This window comes from Dactylosporangium sp. NPDC006015, from assembly GCF_040614215.1.
GTDB lineage: Bacteria > Actinomycetota > Actinomycetes > Mycobacteriales > Micromonosporaceae > Dactylosporangium > Dactylosporangium maewongense.
On the sequence record NZ_JBEXUD010000037.1, the window covers coordinates 16,289 to 32,441 of the forward strand.

General features: G+C 72.6%; 17 protein-coding genes. 8 read left to right on the forward strand and 9 right to left on the reverse strand.

What is annotated here, in order from left to right:
• The first annotated feature begins 37 nt into the window (after nucleotides 1–37).
• Nucleotides 38–601: a GrpB family protein gene (locus ABZ321_RS42490; protein ID WP_344512110.1), complete on the forward strand. Its 564-nt coding sequence runs from the start codon at nucleotides 38–40 to the stop codon at nucleotides 599–601.
• A gap of 87 nt (nucleotides 602–688) precedes the next feature.
• A complete protein-coding gene (locus ABZ321_RS42495; RefSeq protein ID WP_354901414.1) occupies nucleotides 689–1,195 on the forward strand; it encodes a hypothetical protein in 507 nt (168 codons plus the stop codon).
• Here the strand turns inward: ABZ321_RS42495 and ABZ321_RS42500 are convergent.
• From ABZ321_RS42500 to ABZ321_RS42515, 4 genes are read right to left on the reverse strand one after another with little or no spacing between them, the layout of a single operon-like run.
• Nucleotides 1,192–2,418: a DUF1501 domain-containing protein gene (locus ABZ321_RS42500; RefSeq protein WP_354901416.1), complete on the reverse strand. Its 1,227-nt coding sequence runs from the start codon at nucleotides 2,416–2,418 to the stop codon at nucleotides 1,192–1,194. The two genes, ABZ321_RS42495 and ABZ321_RS42500, sit on opposite strands and share 4 nt — an antisense overlap.
• Before the next feature lie 9 nt (nucleotides 2,419–2,427).
• Nucleotides 2,428–3,684: a DUF1800 domain-containing protein gene (locus tag ABZ321_RS42505; RefSeq protein ID WP_354901418.1), complete on the reverse strand. Its 1,257-nt coding sequence runs from the start codon at nucleotides 3,682–3,684 to the stop codon at nucleotides 2,428–2,430.
• A gap of 46 nt (nucleotides 3,685–3,730) precedes the next feature.
• Nucleotides 3,731–4,516 carry an enoyl-CoA hydratase-related protein gene (locus tag ABZ321_RS42510; RefSeq protein ID WP_344512117.1) on the reverse strand — a complete coding sequence of 262 codons (786 nt, stop codon included), beginning with the start codon at nucleotides 4,514–4,516 and terminating at the stop codon, nucleotides 3,731–3,733.
• A 14-nt stretch (nucleotides 4,517–4,530) separates the two neighbouring features.
• Nucleotides 4,531–5,316 carry a PaaX family transcriptional regulator C-terminal domain-containing protein gene (locus ABZ321_RS42515; RefSeq protein WP_354901420.1) on the reverse strand — a complete coding sequence of 262 codons (786 nt, stop codon included), beginning with the start codon at nucleotides 5,314–5,316 and terminating at the stop codon, nucleotides 4,531–4,533.
• Between the two features lie 233 nt (nucleotides 5,317–5,549).
• Between ABZ321_RS42515 and ABZ321_RS42520 the strand changes: the two genes are divergently transcribed.
• The 4 genes from ABZ321_RS42520 to ABZ321_RS42535 all read left to right on the forward strand — a co-directional run bounded on the left by ABZ321_RS42520 (nucleotide 5,550) and on the right by ABZ321_RS42535 (nucleotide 7,989).
• A complete protein-coding gene (locus ABZ321_RS42520) occupies nucleotides 5,550–5,717 on the forward strand; it encodes a DUF3117 domain-containing protein (protein WP_081971220.1) in 168 nt (55 codons plus the stop codon).
• 106 nt (nucleotides 5,718–5,823) lie between these two features.
• Nucleotides 5,824–7,308 carry a leucyl aminopeptidase family protein gene (locus ABZ321_RS42525; protein WP_354901422.1) on the forward strand — a complete coding sequence of 495 codons (1,485 nt, stop codon included), beginning with the start codon at nucleotides 5,824–5,826 and terminating at the stop codon, nucleotides 7,306–7,308.
• A gap of 229 nt (nucleotides 7,309–7,537) precedes the next feature.
• The gene (locus ABZ321_RS42530) at nucleotides 7,538–7,693 is read left to right on the forward strand and encodes a hypothetical protein (RefSeq protein WP_354901424.1); all 156 of its coding nucleotides are present in this window, start codon (nucleotides 7,538–7,540) and stop codon (nucleotides 7,691–7,693) included.
• Nucleotides 7,694–7,809: 116 nt separating this feature from the next.
• Nucleotides 7,810–7,989, forward strand: a complete 180-nt coding sequence (locus tag ABZ321_RS42535; protein ID WP_344512123.1) for a hypothetical protein — start codon at nucleotides 7,810–7,812, stop codon at nucleotides 7,987–7,989.
• 1,045 nt (nucleotides 7,990–9,034) lie between these two features.
• Here ABZ321_RS42535 and ABZ321_RS42540 read toward each other — a convergent pair.
• A complete protein-coding gene (locus ABZ321_RS42540; RefSeq protein ID WP_344512124.1) occupies nucleotides 9,035–10,138 on the reverse strand; it encodes a hypothetical protein in 1,104 nt (367 codons plus the stop codon).
• A gap of 200 nt (nucleotides 10,139–10,338) precedes the next feature.
• On the opposite strand from ABZ321_RS42540, the gene ABZ321_RS42545 reads away from it, so the two are divergent.
• Nucleotides 10,339–11,481 carry a P-loop NTPase gene (locus ABZ321_RS42545; RefSeq protein WP_344512125.1) on the forward strand — a complete coding sequence of 381 codons (1,143 nt, stop codon included), beginning with the start codon at nucleotides 10,339–10,341 and terminating at the stop codon, nucleotides 11,479–11,481.
• 114 nt (nucleotides 11,482–11,595) lie between these two features.
• Here ABZ321_RS42545 and ABZ321_RS42550 read toward each other — a convergent pair whose 3' ends face one another.
• Together ABZ321_RS42550 and ABZ321_RS42555 are read right to left on the reverse strand one after the other, a co-directional pair.
• Nucleotides 11,596–12,048 (reverse strand): twin-arginine translocase TatA/TatE family subunit, encoded by a 453-nt coding sequence (locus ABZ321_RS42550; protein WP_354901426.1) that lies wholly within the window; start codon nucleotides 12,046–12,048, stop codon nucleotides 11,596–11,598.
• 66 nt (nucleotides 12,049–12,114) lie between these two features.
• Nucleotides 12,115–13,416 carry a trypsin-like peptidase domain-containing protein gene (locus tag ABZ321_RS42555; RefSeq protein WP_344512127.1) on the reverse strand — a complete coding sequence of 434 codons (1,302 nt, stop codon included), beginning with the start codon at nucleotides 13,414–13,416 and terminating at the stop codon, nucleotides 12,115–12,117.
• Nucleotides 13,417–13,579: 163 nt separating this feature from the next.
• Between ABZ321_RS42555 and ABZ321_RS42560 the strand changes: the two genes are divergently transcribed.
• On the forward strand, nucleotides 13,580–14,170 hold the full coding sequence (locus tag ABZ321_RS42560) for a class I SAM-dependent methyltransferase (RefSeq protein WP_344512128.1): 591 nt from the start codon (nucleotides 13,580–13,582) through the stop codon (nucleotides 14,168–14,170).
• A 43-nt stretch (nucleotides 14,171–14,213) separates the two neighbouring features.
• Here the strand turns inward: ABZ321_RS42560 and ABZ321_RS42565 are convergent, their stop codons facing one another.
• Nucleotides 14,214–14,801: a DUF1003 domain-containing protein gene (locus ABZ321_RS42565; protein WP_344512129.1), complete on the reverse strand. Its 588-nt coding sequence runs from the start codon at nucleotides 14,799–14,801 to the stop codon at nucleotides 14,214–14,216.
• Nucleotides 14,794–16,089: a CBS domain-containing protein gene (locus tag ABZ321_RS42570; protein ID WP_344512131.1), complete on the reverse strand. Its 1,296-nt coding sequence runs from the start codon at nucleotides 16,087–16,089 to the stop codon at nucleotides 14,794–14,796. Before ABZ321_RS42570 ends, ABZ321_RS42565 begins: the two co-directional genes overlap by 8 nt.
• Between the last annotated feature and the right edge of the window lie 64 nt (nucleotides 16,090–16,153).

Here is a 16,153-nt window from a genome sequence, read left to right on the forward strand (position 1 = left end):
CTGACGACCGCCCGGTGAGTGACTGGAGTGTGGACTGATGACCGCCGAGTTCGCCGCCGACTACGGGGGTCCACTCGAACTGGTCGAATATGACCCGAACTGGCCCGCGAAGTTCGCCTATTACCGCGACGAGCTGGCCGACGCACTCGGCCCGGTGGCGCTCCGCATCGAGCACATCGGCTCCACGGCTGTTCCGGGCCTCGCCGCGAAGAACGTCATCGACATCCTGGTCGTCGTCGCCGACGAGCACGACCGCGACGGCTACCGCCCCGCGGTCGAGTCGACCGGCATGGCCCTGGCCCACCGCGACCCGGCCGCCTCCTGGTCGTTCTACCGCCCGGCCACCCCGCCGCGCACCCGACACGTCCACGTCACGTCGCGCGGCTCCTCGCACGAGCGGGTCCAGCTGCTCTTCGTCGACTTCCTGCGCAACCACGACCTGGCCACCGACGCCTATGCCCAGGTGAAGCGCCGCCTCGCCGTCCGCTTCGCCGACGACCGCGAGGGCTACACCCGCGCCAAGACCGACTTCATCTTCGACATGCTCGACCGCGCCGAGCAGTGGGCCGACCAGACCGGCTGGACCGTCGACGAGCGGTAGTCGCCATTCGCGCCGCCGGCGCCCGTCCCGCCCGGCTCCCCGCCGGCCCGGCTGCTGTCGATCACGGCCGGATGGTGGAATGGGGGCATGGCGAAGTGGGCGGTGGTTGTCTCCGGGGAGCGGTACGAGCAGGAGCGGCTCTACGCCTCGCCGGTCGTGCCGGGGACCACGCTTCCCGCCGGGGACGAGGCGCTGCTGGTGGCGGCGGTCGAGCCGCCCGTGGTGTTCGGCGTCGCCCGGGCCGACGGTGAGGGGCACCTGCGCTACACCGTGGACCTGATCGCGGCGCCGGTGCCGTTCGGCGGGAGCCTGGAGCAGGGCGAGCACCGCCTGGACGAGGCGGCGTTCGTCGCGGTCGCGCAGGAGGTCACGAGCGCGACGAAGCGGCCCGAGGCGAAGCGGACCTGGCTGGTGAGCGTCGACCTGCCGATCGAGGCTGCGTCGCCGGGCGAGGCGGTACGGGAGTTCTGGACCTACGTGCGCGACCTCGGCCCGGCCGAGCTGCCCGCGTTCGTCTGGCCGGCCGGCGACGAGCTCGCCATGCAGGCGTTCGTGCTCGGCGCCGAGGCCAACCAGGATCCTGAAGAGGACTAGAACAGCCCGGGCAGCGCTGACGAGTACCCCAGGATCCGCTGCGGATCGGCGTCCAGGACGTTCGACAGCAGCGAGGCGTACACGGCGCGGAAGTCGGTCGTGAACTTCAGGTCGCCGTTGTCCAGGTCGGACAGCCTGGGCTGCTCGCCGTACAGGCCGCCGCGCACGGGGCTGCCGAGCAGGAACATGTTCGAGGCGGTGCCATGGTCGGTACCGTCGGAGCCGTTCGCGGCGACCCGCCGGCCGAACTCGGAGTAGACGGCCACCACGACCCGGCGGCCCGCCTCGGTCTTCGCCATCCGCGCGGCGAAGCCGGTCAGCGCCTCGTCGAGCCGGCGCAGCAGGTTCTCCTGCGAGTCCCGCTCCTCGGCGTGCAGGTCGAAGCCGCCCAGCGAGACCGAGAACACCCGGGTGGCGACGTTCGCCTCGACGCAGCGGGCGACGAGGTCGAGCTGAGCCTTCAGGTCGGAGCGGCCGCCGGTGCCGGTGCCTGTGGTCTCCTCGCCGGTGTCGTCGTGGTCGCCGTCGGCGGCGGTGCGGACGAGGGCGTCGACGCTGACCAGGTCGGCGAACGCGCGGGCGGCCCGCGCCTGCAGCGGCGACTCGCCCTCGGCGGCCGCGCCGAGCTGCGACAGGGTCTCGGCCCGCACCCCGTTGGGCAGGGCGAGACCGGTGACCGGCACGGCCGCGCCGGCGCTGTTGGCCCCGGCGAGCAGCGGCGGCAGGACGGGCTCGAAGGACACGGCGTGCCGCGGGTCGCCGCCGAACGTGTCCAGCCAGCGGCCGAGCCAGCCGGTGTTGCCGGGCCGGTCCGGCTGCGCGGTCTGCCAGATGTCCATGGACCGGAAGTGGCTGTGGTCGGGTTTCGGGTAGCCGACCCCGCGGACGACGGCGAGCTTCCCCGCGTCGTACATCTGCTTGAACCCGGTCAGGGCGGGGTTCAGCCCGACCGTGTCGTTGAGGCGGATGACCTCCTCGGCGGTGTAGGCGAGCTCGTTGCGCGCCTCCCGGTAGCCCTTCTCCGCGAACGGGATGACATTCGCGAGGCCGTCGTTTCCCCCGTACAGGGTGACCAGCACGAGCGTCTTCGCGTCGCCGGGCCGGTCGTCCCAGGTCGCGGTGTCGAAGATGTCCCGCAGGGTCCACGCGCCACCGGTGGCGAGCGCGGAGGCGCCGACGACACCGCTGGTGATCAGGAACTTGCGCCGGGTGACGGTATCCATGAGAACCACCTAGGCAATCGCGTACTCGGGGCTCGCCAGACCGAGGGCCAGGAGCTTGCGGGGGTCGCCGGCGACGGCGTCGAGCGCGGCGCGGGTCCGGTCGGTGAACGCGTCGACGACGAGCAGCCGGGCGAGGGCGTCCGCCCGCTGGCCCTTCGGCGCCGCGCCGATCCGGTCGAGGACCGGCTGCGGGGCCTTGCCGGCCAGCAGCTGCGCCATCTTCAGCCGGGCCTGGGTCGCCGACGTGGTGAGCCAGGCGGCGCCGGCGGGCCAGCCGCCGACGCTCGGCGGGCGCAGCGGGACCTGGCCGAGCTGGTTGAGGCCGCCCTGCAGCTGCTTGCGCTGCTGCTCCGGCATGTCACCGGGGCGCAGCCCGAGCTGGCGCAGCGCGCCGACGAGCCACTCCACCGGCTGCTTGACCAGCTCGGCGTGGCCGTCGGCGAGCAGCAGCACGCGGAGCATCGCCGCCGTCGTGGACTGCCGCTTCGCCTCGGCGAGCACCGCCTCCGGGATCGGGTTGTCGCCGCAGTACCGCAGCCACAACCGCCGCGCGATGAACTCCGGGCACGCGGGCTGCCCCAGCAGCAGCGCGGCGAAACCGTCGGCGTCGAAGTCGGCGGTCGTGCCGAGGATGGTCTTGGGCTTGGCGTCGTGCCGCTTCGGGTTGAGGCTCGCGGTGCCGGACTTCGGGTCCACGACCCAGCCGGTCAGCGCCCTGGCGCCCTCCCGCACGTCCTGCTCGGTGTAGTGACCCACGCCGAGCGTGAACAGCTCCATCAGCTCGCGGGCGAGATTCTCGTTGGGCGCCTTGACGGTGTTCCTCTGCCCGTCCAGCCAGATGATCAGCGCCGGGTCGTGGACCATCGCGCGGACCATCGTGCCGAAGTCGCCGAGCGCGGTGCGGGCGAGGGTCTGCTGGTGGCCGAGCATCAGCGGCCCGTACTTCACCTTGTCGGCCGACGTCGCCCAGTGCCCGTGCCAGAAGAACGTCAGCTTCTCGTGCAGCTGGTGCTCGGCCTGGACCATCCGGTCCAGCCACCAGTACCCGACGGTGCGGATCTGCGCGGCCCGGTCGGTCTTCTCGTTGACCACCGGGGGGAGCTTCGGCACGGGTGTCCGGGCCGCGCCCGCGTCGTCCCCGGCGGGGCTGATCAGGGCGTCGAGGGTCACGGACGGGCCGGCCCGCTCCGCCGCGTCGACCTCCTCGGCGGTCGGCCCGAAGGTCGCGCGGCGCAGCAGGTGCGCGAGTGCTTTCCGATCGGCCATGCGGCCAACGGTAGGCCCCGCGTGTTCGAGCCACGTAAATCGGCGGTCAGGCTCCGGCGAAGACCGGCTTCTGCTTCTGCACGAATGCGGCCGTCGATGCCTTATGGTCCGCCGTCTGCCCGCAGACCGCCTGGACCTGCGCCTCGACCTCCAGGGCCTCCCGCAGCGTGCCGGAGGAGCCGGCGGCGAGCTGGCGCTTGATCTGCGCATACGCGACGGTGGGGCCGGCGGCGAGGCGGGCCGCGAGCTCGAGGGCGACCGGCAGCACCTGCTCGTCGTCGTCGACCAGGCGGGTCAGCAGGCCGAGACGGTCCGCGGCCGGGGCGTCGACCGGCTCGGCGAGCAGCAGCAGCTCGGTCGCCTTCGCGTGCCCGACGAGCCGGGGCAGCGTCCACGACACGCCGGTGTCGCCGGCGAGGCCCACGTTGGCGAACGCCATCAGGAACCCGGTGCCCGGCCCGCCGATCCGGAAGTCGGCGAGCAGCGCCAGGGACGCCCCGGCGCCCGCCGCCATGCCCCGGACGGCCGCGACGACCGGCTTCGGCATGGTCAGGACCAGCTCGGCGATCGGGTTGTAGTGCTCCCGGACCGTCGACAACGGCGCGTCGCTGCCGGACTCCAGGAGCGCCACGTGCTCGCGGAGATCCTGCCCGACGCAGAACGCCCGGCCGGTGCCGGCGAGGACGACGGCCCTGACCGCGGTGTCCTCGGCGAGCTCCTTGAGGGTGTCGCGCAGGGCCACCTTGGTGGCGGTGTCCAGCGCGTTGAGCGCCTCGGGACGGTTGAACGTGACGACGGCGACCGCTTCATTGCGCTCGACCTGCAGACTCATGTGATGAACTCCTTCTACGTTCGCAGACACTGGTCAACGTAGCGGTCGGCGGCGGGGCGCAGGCGACCCGCGTGCCGGTCGAAGAACGCCGCCGCCGCCGTCCCCGGCCATTGCTGCGGCAGCAGCTCGGGCGGCAGCTGCGGGTCGCGGAACAGGAACGCCCGCCACGCGTGCACCAGCGTGAATCTCGCCGCGTACGCGCGCTCGTCGTCGGTGCCGGGGCCGAGCGTCGACACCAGCGGCGTCAGGTCGGTCACGAACTGCTCGTACGCCTCGCCGATCGCCCGCAGGTCCCAGGCGCGCGTCACGAGCTGCTCGCCGCCGGCGACGTGCGCCGCGCTGAACCGGTCGTACCGGACGCCGGCCTCGACGAGCAGCGCGTCGACCCCCTCGCCGGGCCGCGGTGCGATCCAGGTGGACGCGTCGATCGCCCCGTAACCGAGAAATCCCAGGTTGGCGACGAGTTTCGCCCGCGCGCCTCGGTGCTGCGGCGGGTCCAGCGTGATGAGATCGAAGCGGCCGTCCCAGCCGGCGTCGCCCGTGGGGGTGCGGTAGATGCGGGCACCCGCCGCGTCGAGCCGCCGTGCCGCCTTCGGGGTGATGCCGTAGCCGGGGCCGGTCGGCAACCGTAAAGGGTGCAGCCAACCCTGCCGTACCATCCGTGACACCGCGGTCCGGACGGCGGGCGGCGCGATGCCGAGGGGTGCGAGCAGGCGCACGAGGGCCGCTATGGCGGCCCGTCCACCGCGGGGACGGAGATGGTCGCCATAGAGATCAAAGAGGGCGGACCGGGCCTGCATGGCCGCTTATTGTGACAGTTGACCGGCGTTCACCGCCAGGAGTTGTCACATGGTTCGCGTCCCAGTTTGGGTCTTGGGGCCATCATCAGGGAAAATCATCTGTTGGCGCGTTCATCACGAGTCCGAAGGCCGGGGAGGCAGGTTCCGGCCGACGCTGGTGGGTGACCGCGCGGGCATGCGGGGACGGCTGTGCCACCTGATGTCTGGGACATCAGGGAGCGAAGGGAGACAACATGGCGGCCATGAAGCCGCGGACAGGCGACGGTCCGCTGGAGGTCACCAAGGAGGGCCGGGGCATCGTCATGCGGGTCCCGCTGGAAGGTGGTGGGCGGCTCGTCGTCGAGATGACCAAGGATGAGGCCAACGAGCTCAGCGAGGCACTGAAGACCGCCACCGGCTGAGGTCTTCTCGCTCATCCGGCACGACCCCGCGCAACCGAGTGGCCCTGAGGCGGTCGCTCCCCGAGGCGTGCGCGGAAACATGTGAGTTTCGAGTGGAGGCAAGCTCTTGCTGGACATCCGGTTCGCCACGGCCCGCAACGTCTCCGGTGCGGTCGCCGCTGTCGTGCCGGCCGCCGATTCTTCCGACGACCCCGCGGCGACACGGCTGGCCGCCGTGCGGGCGTCGCTGGCGAGATTGAAGCTCGGCCCGGCCGACCTGGACGACATCACCGCGTTCCTGCTGGATGTCGAGCACTCCGGGTCGGCCGGCACCCTGCACAAGCTGCCGCGCGCCGGGCACCGCCCCGACCTGCTCTTCTTCGTCGGCGTCGGGTCCGGCGACGAGGCTGGCTGGCGGGCCGCGGGCGCGAAGCTCGCCAGGTCCGCCGGCGACGAGCCGACGCTCACCCTCCTCCTGCCCGACGACGTCACGCCGGCCGCGGTGCGAGGCCTCGGGGAGGGGCTGTGGCTCGCGTCGTACCGCTTCCGCCTCGGCGCCGACGAGCCCCCATCGCTGCGCCGGGTCAACCTCGCCGCCGCCCCGTCGGCCGATCTCGAGGCGGGCCTCGCCGCCGCGAAGGTGGTCGCCGAGTCGACCCACCTCGCCCGCGACCTCACCAACATGCCCAGCGACGAGAAGACCCCCGCCTGGTTCGCGAAGCGGGTCGAGAAGGCCGCCGCCGGCGTGCCCGGGCTGACGGTGACCGTCCGCGACCCGAAGGCCCTCGCCGAGCAGGGGTTCAACGCGATCCTCGCCGTCGGCGGCGGCTCCACCCGCGGCCCGCGCCTGGTCGAGCTGTCCTGGCGCCCGCGCGGCGCCCGGCGGCACGTGGTCCTGGTCGGCAAGGGCATCACGTTCGACACCGGCGGCATCTGCATCAAGCCCCTGTCCGGCATGAAGCTCATGCGCAAGGACATGGGCGGCGCGGCGGCCGTGATCGGCGCGACCCTCGCCGCCGCGGCGCTGCGCCTCCCCGTGCGCATCACCGCCCTCGCCCCCCTCGCGGAGAACGCGATCGGCGCCGACTCCTTCCGCCCCGGCGACGTGATCCGCCATTACGGCGGCACCACCTCCGAGATCCACAACACCGACGCCGAGGGCCGCCTCGTCCTCGGCGACGCCATGGCCTACGCCGTCCGGCGCCTGCGCCCCGACACGATCGTCGACCTGGCCACCCTCACCGGCGCGCAGGGCGTCGCCCTCGGCAAGCGCACCGCCGCCCTCTACAGCTACAACGACACCCTCGCCAAGGAGCTCACCGCCGCCGCCGACACCGCGGGCGAGTCGGTCTGGCGCATGCCCCTGCACGACGACTACGCCGACGCCCTCGACAGCGACGTCGCCGACATCGTCAACTCCACCGACGTTGGCGCCGGCTCCGTGATGGCCGCGCTCTACCTCCGCGAGTTCACCGGCCCCCTCCGCGACCAGTGGGCCCACATCGACATGTCCTCCTCCGCCTGGTCCGACTCCCCCGACGCCGACCTCACCAAGGGCGCCACCGGCTGGGGCGTCCGCACCCTGCTGCGCTGGCTAGAGACAACAACCTGACGCCCCACCCCTCCATCCACCACCCCCACCGCCCCCCGCAGCCGTGGCCCCTGCCAGCGCGGTGATCGAAGCCTGGTTCTGGCCGTGCTGACGGCCAGCGCCGTCCTTCGATCAAGCGGATGACGCGGATGGGCCGGCGTGCGGATGGGCTGCCCGTCGGCGCGGCGCCCGTCGCGCGCGTGGCGCATTGGTCCGACGGTTTGCTGGTCATCTCGGCTGCGGCGTAGCCGTGGTCGGTGTGGTGATCGAAGGCTGGTTCTGGTCGTGCTGGCGGCCGCTGCTGTCCTTGGATCAAGTGGATGGTGTGGAGGGGTCGGTGTTGCGGGTGGGGTGGCTGGTCGGCGCGGCGCCTGTCGCGCGCGTGGTGCTCTGGTCCGGTGCCTGACGGTTTGCTGGTCGTGCCGGCTGCGGTGTGGGCAGCAGTGGCGCCGAGTGGTGCACCCCGCCGGGGGCGTGGCCGGCGTGGTGATCGAAGGCTGAGGCTGGTCGTGCGGGCGGCCGGTGCTGTCCTTCGATCAAGCGGCCGGTGTGGAGGGGTCGGCGTTGCGGGTGGGGGTGCCGGTCGGCGCGGCGTCCGTCGCGCGCGTGGTGCGTTGGTCCGGGCGCCTGACGGTTGCTGTTCGTGCTGGCTGTGGTGCGGGCATGGTCGGTGTGGTGATCGAAGGCTGGTTCTGGTCGTGATGGCGGCCGGTGCTGTCCTTTGATCAAGTGGATGGTGTGGAGAGGGCCGCGTTGTCGGCATGGGGCCTGCCGGTTCTGAGGCCGAGACGGATCTTGCTTCTGCGACCCAACTGCGGAACGGAGGCGCTGCGCACGACCTGCCGGCTGGTACCCCGGGCCGAGACGTCGATCGTGTGGCGCCAACCGGGCGGCGAGCGCCGGCAGCAGGTCGGGACATGTCGGACCCCGAGGTGCGAGGTCCGTGCAGTACCGCGATAGTGGCTGTGATCCCGCGAGGCGATGCAGGCTGAGAGCCCGGCAAAACGGTCGTCCGTAGCGGTCAGGCAACCAGGGCAGGCCCGTGAGGCTGGAGCGCGGGCAGGACGGCCGGGGCGTCGGGGCGCGAGCCTGTGGGTTGGGTGGCCGCCGGGCTGTGACTGACGACGGCTGGACGGTGCTGGTGGGTGACTCGGCCCCGCTTGTCGGCGTGCAGTGGTGGAGCGATCTGAGAATCCGGCGAAGCGGGCATGCCCCAGGAATTCGGCAACCGGGGCAGCTCCGAGGGCCGAGGGGCCGGTCGGGTGGTCGGTGGACGTCGGGTGCCGGGTCGTGAGTTGGGTGTGTCGGGGAGTTGCGGCGGGAGGGGGGCTGAATGGTGCCGGTGGGGGCTCGGCTCCCGGGTGCTTGCGGGCGCGGGGTGGCGACCTGAGAACCCGATAAATCGAGCAGGCGGGCAGCGATCTGAGAGCTCGACAACGCGATCGCGCCGCGGCAGTCAAAGTGGCTGGGCAAGGCGACGGATCGTCTTCAAGAAGGCGGGAAGGCGCGGCGTCGGGAGTCAGACGGGAAGTCGGGAAGGTTGGCGCGTTAGGAGTCGGGACGCGTGATGACCCAGCGCCGTGATGGTGGGTGTGAGGCGAGAACAGCCAGGCGAGCGCGGACGACCGGAACACCCGCAGACGGCCGTCGCCGGTGGCCGGGCACCGGAGTGCCGGCCACCGGCATGAGCGGTGGGGGGAAGTGTCCGGGCCGGCCGGACAAAGGCAGGGTGCCGGGCGCTGGCGGGTCAGGAGGCGTGGGCGGCTGGGTGGTCGTCGTGGGGTGCGGCGGCGTGCAGGGCGGGCGCCGGTGGTGCGGGTCGCGCAGCCGCGGTGAGGGAGGCGCTCAGCTCGCCCTTGGTCTGGCGCAGGAGATACGGCGTGCGGGGCGCCCGGCCGGGGGAGCGGGCGGAGCGGGCTGCGGCGCGGCGGTCCTGGTCGAGCCAGTCCAGGGCGGTGCGGACGGTGTAGGCCCACCAGCCGATCGTGGCGCCATACCACTCGCGGAGCTCGGCCGGGGAAGGAGCGGGGGTGCCGTAGACCGACTCGGCGGAGGTGAGGTGCTGGCGCATCTCGAGGGGAGCGCGGTCGGGGTGGCCGAGGGCGCGCAGGAGCAGGGCGTGGGCGGTGAAGGGACCGATGCCGCGCACGGACAGCAGCGTGTCATAGACCTCGTCGGCCGGGGCGGTGCGCAGCCGGTGCTCGTCGAGGCTGCTCAGGGCGGTCAGCACGGCGTGGACGCGGCGGGCGCTCAGCGTGTTGCTGGCATAGGGCGTGAGGCCCTTGACGCCGAGCGCCACCAGCGTGGACATCGGCGGGAACGCGGCATAGCGGACGCCGTCGACGATGCCGTGGGGGCCGTGGTCGGTGAGGAGGCGGCGCTTGTACGCCTTGGCGAACCAGTGGGCGGAGTGGTGCACGAGCGTGTAGAAGACGGCGGCCTCGGTGAACGAGGCGAAACGGACCTGGTGCAGGCCTTCAGTGGTGGCGAGGATCGTGGTCATGGCCGGGTCGGCGCGGGCCATGCGCAGGAACGTGGCGCGGTCGTCGCGGAGGCTCAGCCAGTCGCTGACCCGGTCGCCGACCGCCTCGGTCTCCCCGGGTCTCAGCTCGCCGTCGCTGAACACGGTGAGCGCGACGCCCGGGAGCCCGTCGTCGCGGGCGGTGACCTCGGCGACGACGGCGCGGGTCGGGTCGGACGGGTGCAGGAACGCGCGGCGGGCGCGGCCGGCGGTGACGAGCTGGTCGCCGCTGCAGGGGGCGAAGGACTCCATGGCGCGCAGCGAGCAGGCGAGGTCGAACGGTGCCGTGGCGGACAGGACGGTGCTGGTGGTCGTGCCGAGTGCTGTCATGCCCCCATTTTCGAACAGGGGTACGACAATTCCGGGGACGGAAAAGCCGCGCGCCTCAAGGGGCGAGGCGCGCGGCTAACAACGATGTTCCCACCGCCGCGGACGCGGGACAACCCCGTCACCGTTCGGGTGAGTGTGATGCGTTACGACCCACGGGCTGGGCGCCTGAACAGCGGCGGTGGCCGACGTACGATGGCGGCATGTCAGCCCCGGCCACCACCGTCGAAGCCGCGATCGCCGCCGCCCTGTCGACCGTCGACGACCCCGAGATCCGCCGACCGATCACCGAGCTCGGTATGGTGCGTGAGGTCGTGCTGCGCCCTGGCGGCGTCGCGGTGATCGGGCTGCTGCTCACGGTGGCCGGCTGCCCGCTGAAGGACAAGCTGCGGACCGACATCACCGCCGCGGTCGGCGCGGTCGAAGGGGTCACCGGGGTCGAGGTCGACTTCGGGGTCATGACGCCCGAGCAGCGCAAGGAGCTGCAGAGCAGCCTGCGCGGTGACGTGCAGGAGCCGGTCATCCCGTTCGCCCAGCCGGGCTCGCGGACCAGGGTCTACGCGGTCGCCAGCGGCAAGGGCGGCGTCGGCAAGTCGAGCGTGACGGTCAACCTGGCGGCGGCGCTCGCCGCGAAGGGGCTCAAGGTCGGCGTCGTCGACGCGGACATCTACGGCCACTCGGTGCCGCGGATGCTCGGCGCGGACGGCCGGCCCACGCAGGTCGAGTCGATGATCATGCCGCCGTCGGCGCACGGGGTGAAGGTCATCTCGATCGGGATGTTCACGCCCGGCAACGCGGCGGTGGTGTGGCGCGGGCCGATGCTGCACCGGGCGCTGCAGCAGTTCCTCGCCGACGTCTACTGGGGCGACCTGGACGTCCTCCTGCTGGACCTCCCGCCGGGCACCGGTGACGTGGCGATCTCCCTGGCGCAGCTGCTGCCGTCGGCGGAGATCCTGGTCGTGACGACCCCGCAGGCCGCCGCGGCCGAGGTCGCGGAGCGCGCGGGCTCCATCGCCCTGCAGACGCACCAGCGCATCGTCGGCGTCGTGGAGAACATGTCCTGGCTGGAGCTGCCCGACGGCCAGCGCATGGAGGTGTTCGGCAGCGGCGGCGGCGCGCAGGTCGCGGAGTCGCTGAGCCGGGCCGTCGGCGCGAAGGTCCCGGTGCTGGGCCAGATCCCGCTCGACACGCGCCTGCGCGAGGGCGGCGACGCCGGTCTCCCGCTCGTGCTGTCCGACCCGTCGGCACCCGCCGCGGCCGCGCTGATCACCGTCGCCGACCGCCTCGCCGTGCGGCGGGAGAGCCTCGCCGGCAAACCGCTCGGTCTCAAGCCCGCCGGTCGCTGATTTCAAGAGCGACAACCGCGGCCACTGTACGAGAGACCGCCTGCGCAGATAGCTGGTCGCAGGCGGTCTGTCCGCAGGTGAGGCCGAAGCCTCGCGAAGAACGGCCGGCAGGCGTCAGGTGACGTCGTCCCAGGAGGGGCGGGCCGGAGCCGGGGCGGGGGTCGCGGCCGACTTGGTGAGCGACGTGGGCGCCGCCGTGGGGGTCGCCGCAGGGGTCGCCGTGGCGTTGATGCCCTTGGCGGCCGCCTCCGCGTCGCGCTTGACCGAGTCGGCGACGCCGCGGACCTCGCCGACGATGTCCTGGAGAGGACGGCGCAGGGCGGCCTCGTCGGCCTCGCTCAGCAGGTGCTTGCGCAGGAAGGCCTTCGGGTGGAGGTCCTCGAGCTGGATGTCGGTGCCGAGCTCGCGGCTCAGGTCACCGGTGGCGTTGCGGGCCATCTGGCGGACGTTGCGGAGCATGCGCATGCCGTCGCTGATCGCCTTCGGCAGCCGGTCGGGGCCGAAGATGAACAGCCCCACCAGGATGATGACGATGAACTCCCAGCCACCGAGGTTTTCCAAGCCCATTGCCGGCCTCCTTGCTCTCGCCCGCCAGCCTACGCACCCGTGGCCCCCGCGGGGAGGGCCCACCGGTCACTTCGCGTCGGCGACCAGGGTCACCGAGGTCTTCTCCTTGGTGGTGCCGCGCAGGTACTGGATCTCGACGACCGCGCCGGGCGCGTACTTGCGGATGAGGGCCGTCAGGTCCCAGAACTCCTCCACGGGCTTGCCGTTGACGGCGAGGATGACGTCGCCGGCGTGCAGACCGCCGCCGGCGGCCGGGCCGTTGGCTTCGACGGAGGCGAGGCGGGCGCCGCCCGCGGGGTTGCGGTAGCTCGGGTCGGGTGAGACACCCATCACAGTGCGCCGGGCCTTGCCGGTGTTGATGACGTCCTGGGCCACGCGGCGGGCGTGGTTGATCGGGATGGCGAACGCGAGGCCCACGTTGCCGGCCGTCGCCTGGTCCTCGGAGAGGGTGCCGATCACGGAGTTGATGCCGACGACACGGCCGGCGCCGTCGAAGAGCGGGCCGCCGGAGTTGCCCTGGTTGACGGCCGCGTCGGTCTGGATCGCCGAGTAGTAGCGGGCGGTGCCGCCCTCGCTGGTGCGGATGGGACGGTCGAGGTAGCTGACCACGCCATACGTGACCGTGCTGGTCAGGCCGAGCGGGGCGCCGACCGCGACGACCGGGTCGCCGACCTGCAGCCGGTCGGAGTCGCCGAACTCGACGGGTTTCAGCTGGTCGTCGGGCAGGCCGGCGGTGTCGATCTTCAGCACGGCGATGTCGGACTCGTCGTCGCTGCCGACGACGGAGGCCGGGGCGACCGAGGCGTCGGTGAAGCGGACCGTGGCGGAGCCGTTGCCACCCTGCACCACGTGGTTGTTGGTGATGACGTAGCCGTCGTTGGACACCACGAAGCCGGAGCCCAGGGACGTGCCGGCGCCCACCCGCATGCTGATCGTGACGACGCTGGGGAGGACCTTCTTCGCGAGGGCGGCGACGGTGTCCGGCGGGCGGCCGTTCAGCGGCGGGTTGCCGCCGAGCGTGGATCCACCCAGGACGCCACCGCCACCGCCGGCGAACACGTAGCCGAGGGTGCCGCCGAGCGCGCCGGCGAGCAGGGCGGTGATGATCGACACCATCAGGACCAGCCCGAGGCCGGCCCGCGGTGCGGGGCCGGGCGGCGGGACCTTCTCCAGCGCCGGCGGCTCGTCCGCCGGCGTCTTGACCACGACGACCTGCGCGTCAGGGTCCCGCCACGGGTCGGCGAGGGCGTCGGACCACCAGCTGCCCGGGGCGGGCTGCGGTCGTGGCTGCGCGGGCGGCATCGGCCAGCCAGCGGGGCTGGTCGATGCGCCGTGGCCAGGCTGACGCCAGGCCGAACCGTCTGTCACGATCGGCTCCTCCGTCCGTTTCGCATCCAGCATTACACGGGCCGGCATCCCACACGTGAGGGCGAGGTCTCCTAGGCTTGCGGGGATCGACGTCTCATGGAGGTGCGACATCCCCCCGTCCGTCAGAGCAGCGCAGCAGTTCGCCGACTTCGTCGACGGCTACGTGCTGGAGGACCCCGTGCTCACCGCGGCCCGCGAGCAGGCCGCCGAGCTGGGCATCTCCAGCGTCAGCCGGGGTGAGGGCGCGGCGCTGCGGGTCGTCGCCGCGGTCAGCAACGCGAAGGCCGTCGTCGACGTGGGCACCGGCACGGGGGTGAGCGGCGGGTGGCTGCTGCGCGGCATGCGCCGCGACGGGGTCCTCACCACGATCGACCTCGAGCCGGAGCACCAGCGGGTCGCGAGGCGGGTGTTCGCCGCCGCCGGCAACCCGCCGTCGCGGACCCGGATCATCAGCGGCCGCGCCCTGGACGTCCTGCCCCGGCTCGCCGACCGCGCCTATGACCTGGTGTTCGTCGACCACGACCCGAGCGAGTACGCGGCCGTGACCGCGGCGGCGGAGCGGCTCCTGCGCCCTGGAGGGACCCTGGTGCTCGCCGGCGCGCTCGGCGGCGGCCGGGTCAGCGACCCCACGATCCGCGACGCGGAGACCGTCCTGCTCAGGGAGGCCGTCAAGGCCATCAGGGACAGCGACGCGTGGGTGCCGGCGATCCTGCCCCTCGGAGAGGGTCTTCTCGTGGCGGCGAGAGCGCACTGACACGCAGTACAAGCGACAAAAGCGGCAAAAGCGGCACATAGGGTCAGCGGGTGGAGCGGGCGCGCCGGCGGGGCGGGTCGTCGCCGGGGTCGAAGGTGTCCTCCTCCACCGGCTCGTCCAGCGTCTTCTTCGCCTTCTTCCGCTCCAGCTTCGCCCGGCGCACCGCGGCCTCGTCCAGCTCCTCGCTCATCCGCGCCAGCTCCGAGCGCAGGAAGTCCCGGGTGGCGATCTCACCGACGGCGATCCGCAGCGACGCGATCTCCCGCGCCAGGTACTCGGTGTCCGCCTTCTGCGCCGCGGCCCGCCGGCGGTCCTCCTCGGAGGCGAGCCGGTCCCGGTCCGCCTGCCGGTTCTGCGCGAGCAGGATCAGCGGCGCCGCGTAGGACGCCTGCAGCGACAGGATCAGGGTCAGGAACGTGAACGTGTACGGGTCGAACTGCCACGTCCTCGGCGCGAGCGTGTTCCACACGACCCACACGAGGATGAAGACCGTCATGTACACGAGGAACTTCGCGGTCCCCATGAACCGCGCGATCCCCTCGGACCACTGCCCGAACGCCTCCGGGTCGAAGCGGGGCAGCTTCAGGCGCCCCGGCTCCCGCGGCTGGTCGAGCCGCCGCCGGTCAGCCATGATCGAGCGCCCGTCCGGCGGGGCCGGAGGAGCCCGACGACATGGAGGCGGCGTGCTCCCGGTCGCGCCAGTCCTCGGGCAGCAGATGGTCCAGCACGTCGTCGACGGTGACGGCGCCGAGGAGCCGGTCGTTGTCGTCGATGACCGGCATGACCACCAGGTTGTACGTCGCCATCCGCCGGGTGATCTCGCCGAGCGTGGCCTGCGGCGCGAGCGGTTTGATGTCGTTGTCCACGACGCCGCCGAGCAGCGCCGACGGCGGTTCGCGCAGCAGCCGCTGGAAGTGCACGACGCCGAGGTACCGCCCGGTCGGCGTCGCCATCGGCGGCCTGGTCACGAAGACGCCCGCGGCCACCGCGGGTGACAGCTGCGGCTCCCGGATGCGGGCGAGGGCCTCCGCGACGGTCTCGTGCGGCGCCATGACGATCGGCTCCGACGTCATCACCGACCCGGCGGTGCCGGGCAGGTAGTCCAGCAGCGCCCGCACCGGCGACGCCTCGTCGGGCTGCATGAGGTCCAGCAGGACCTCCTGCTCGCCCTTCGGCATCTCCGCGAGCAGGTCGGCGGCGTCGTCGGGGTCCATCTCCTCCAGCACGTCCGCGGCCCGCTCCGGCTCCAGCGCCGCCATGATCTCCAGCTGGTCGTGCTCGGGGAGCTCCTCCAGCACGTCGGCGAGCCGCTCGTCGTCCAGGGCGGTCGCGACCTCGACGCGGCGGGTCTCGGACAGGTCCTGCAGCACGTTCGCGAGGTCGGCGGGGCGCATGTTGTCCAGCACCGCGAGGATGCCGGCCGTGCCCTGCGCGTGCGGGGTGCCGGCGAGCCCGACGACCTCACCCCACTCGAGCTGGTTCAGGTGACCGCGGCGGGTCAGCCGGCCGCTGAACTCCCGGACCGCGACCCGGCTCAACGCCCAGGTCCCCGTCCGGTCGGCCTCCATCGCGACGTCCACGACCGTGCCGGTGCGGCCGGTCGCCGGGATGCTCACGTGCCGGTCGATGAAGTCCTCCAGGACCAGCAGCTCACCCTGCCGCTTCTCGAACCGGCGCAGGTTGAGCGTGCCGGTGTTGAGCACCACCGCGTCGGGCTCCATCGCCGTGATCCGGCCGATCGGCAGGAAGATCCGCCGCCGCATCGGCATCTCCGCGACGAGCCCCACGACCCTCGGCGGCTGGTCGTCGGTGCGGGCCCGCGCGACCGCGTCACGCACCCGCCCGACCTGGTCGCCGTTCGGGTCGAACACACTCAGGCCGGCGAGGCGCGCGACATAGACCCTGGGCGCGGTGCTCACGAGGTTCAAGACTACTGAAGAAGACCACCGGCTCGCCGTTGGACCGCCTCCCGCACCTGCCCGC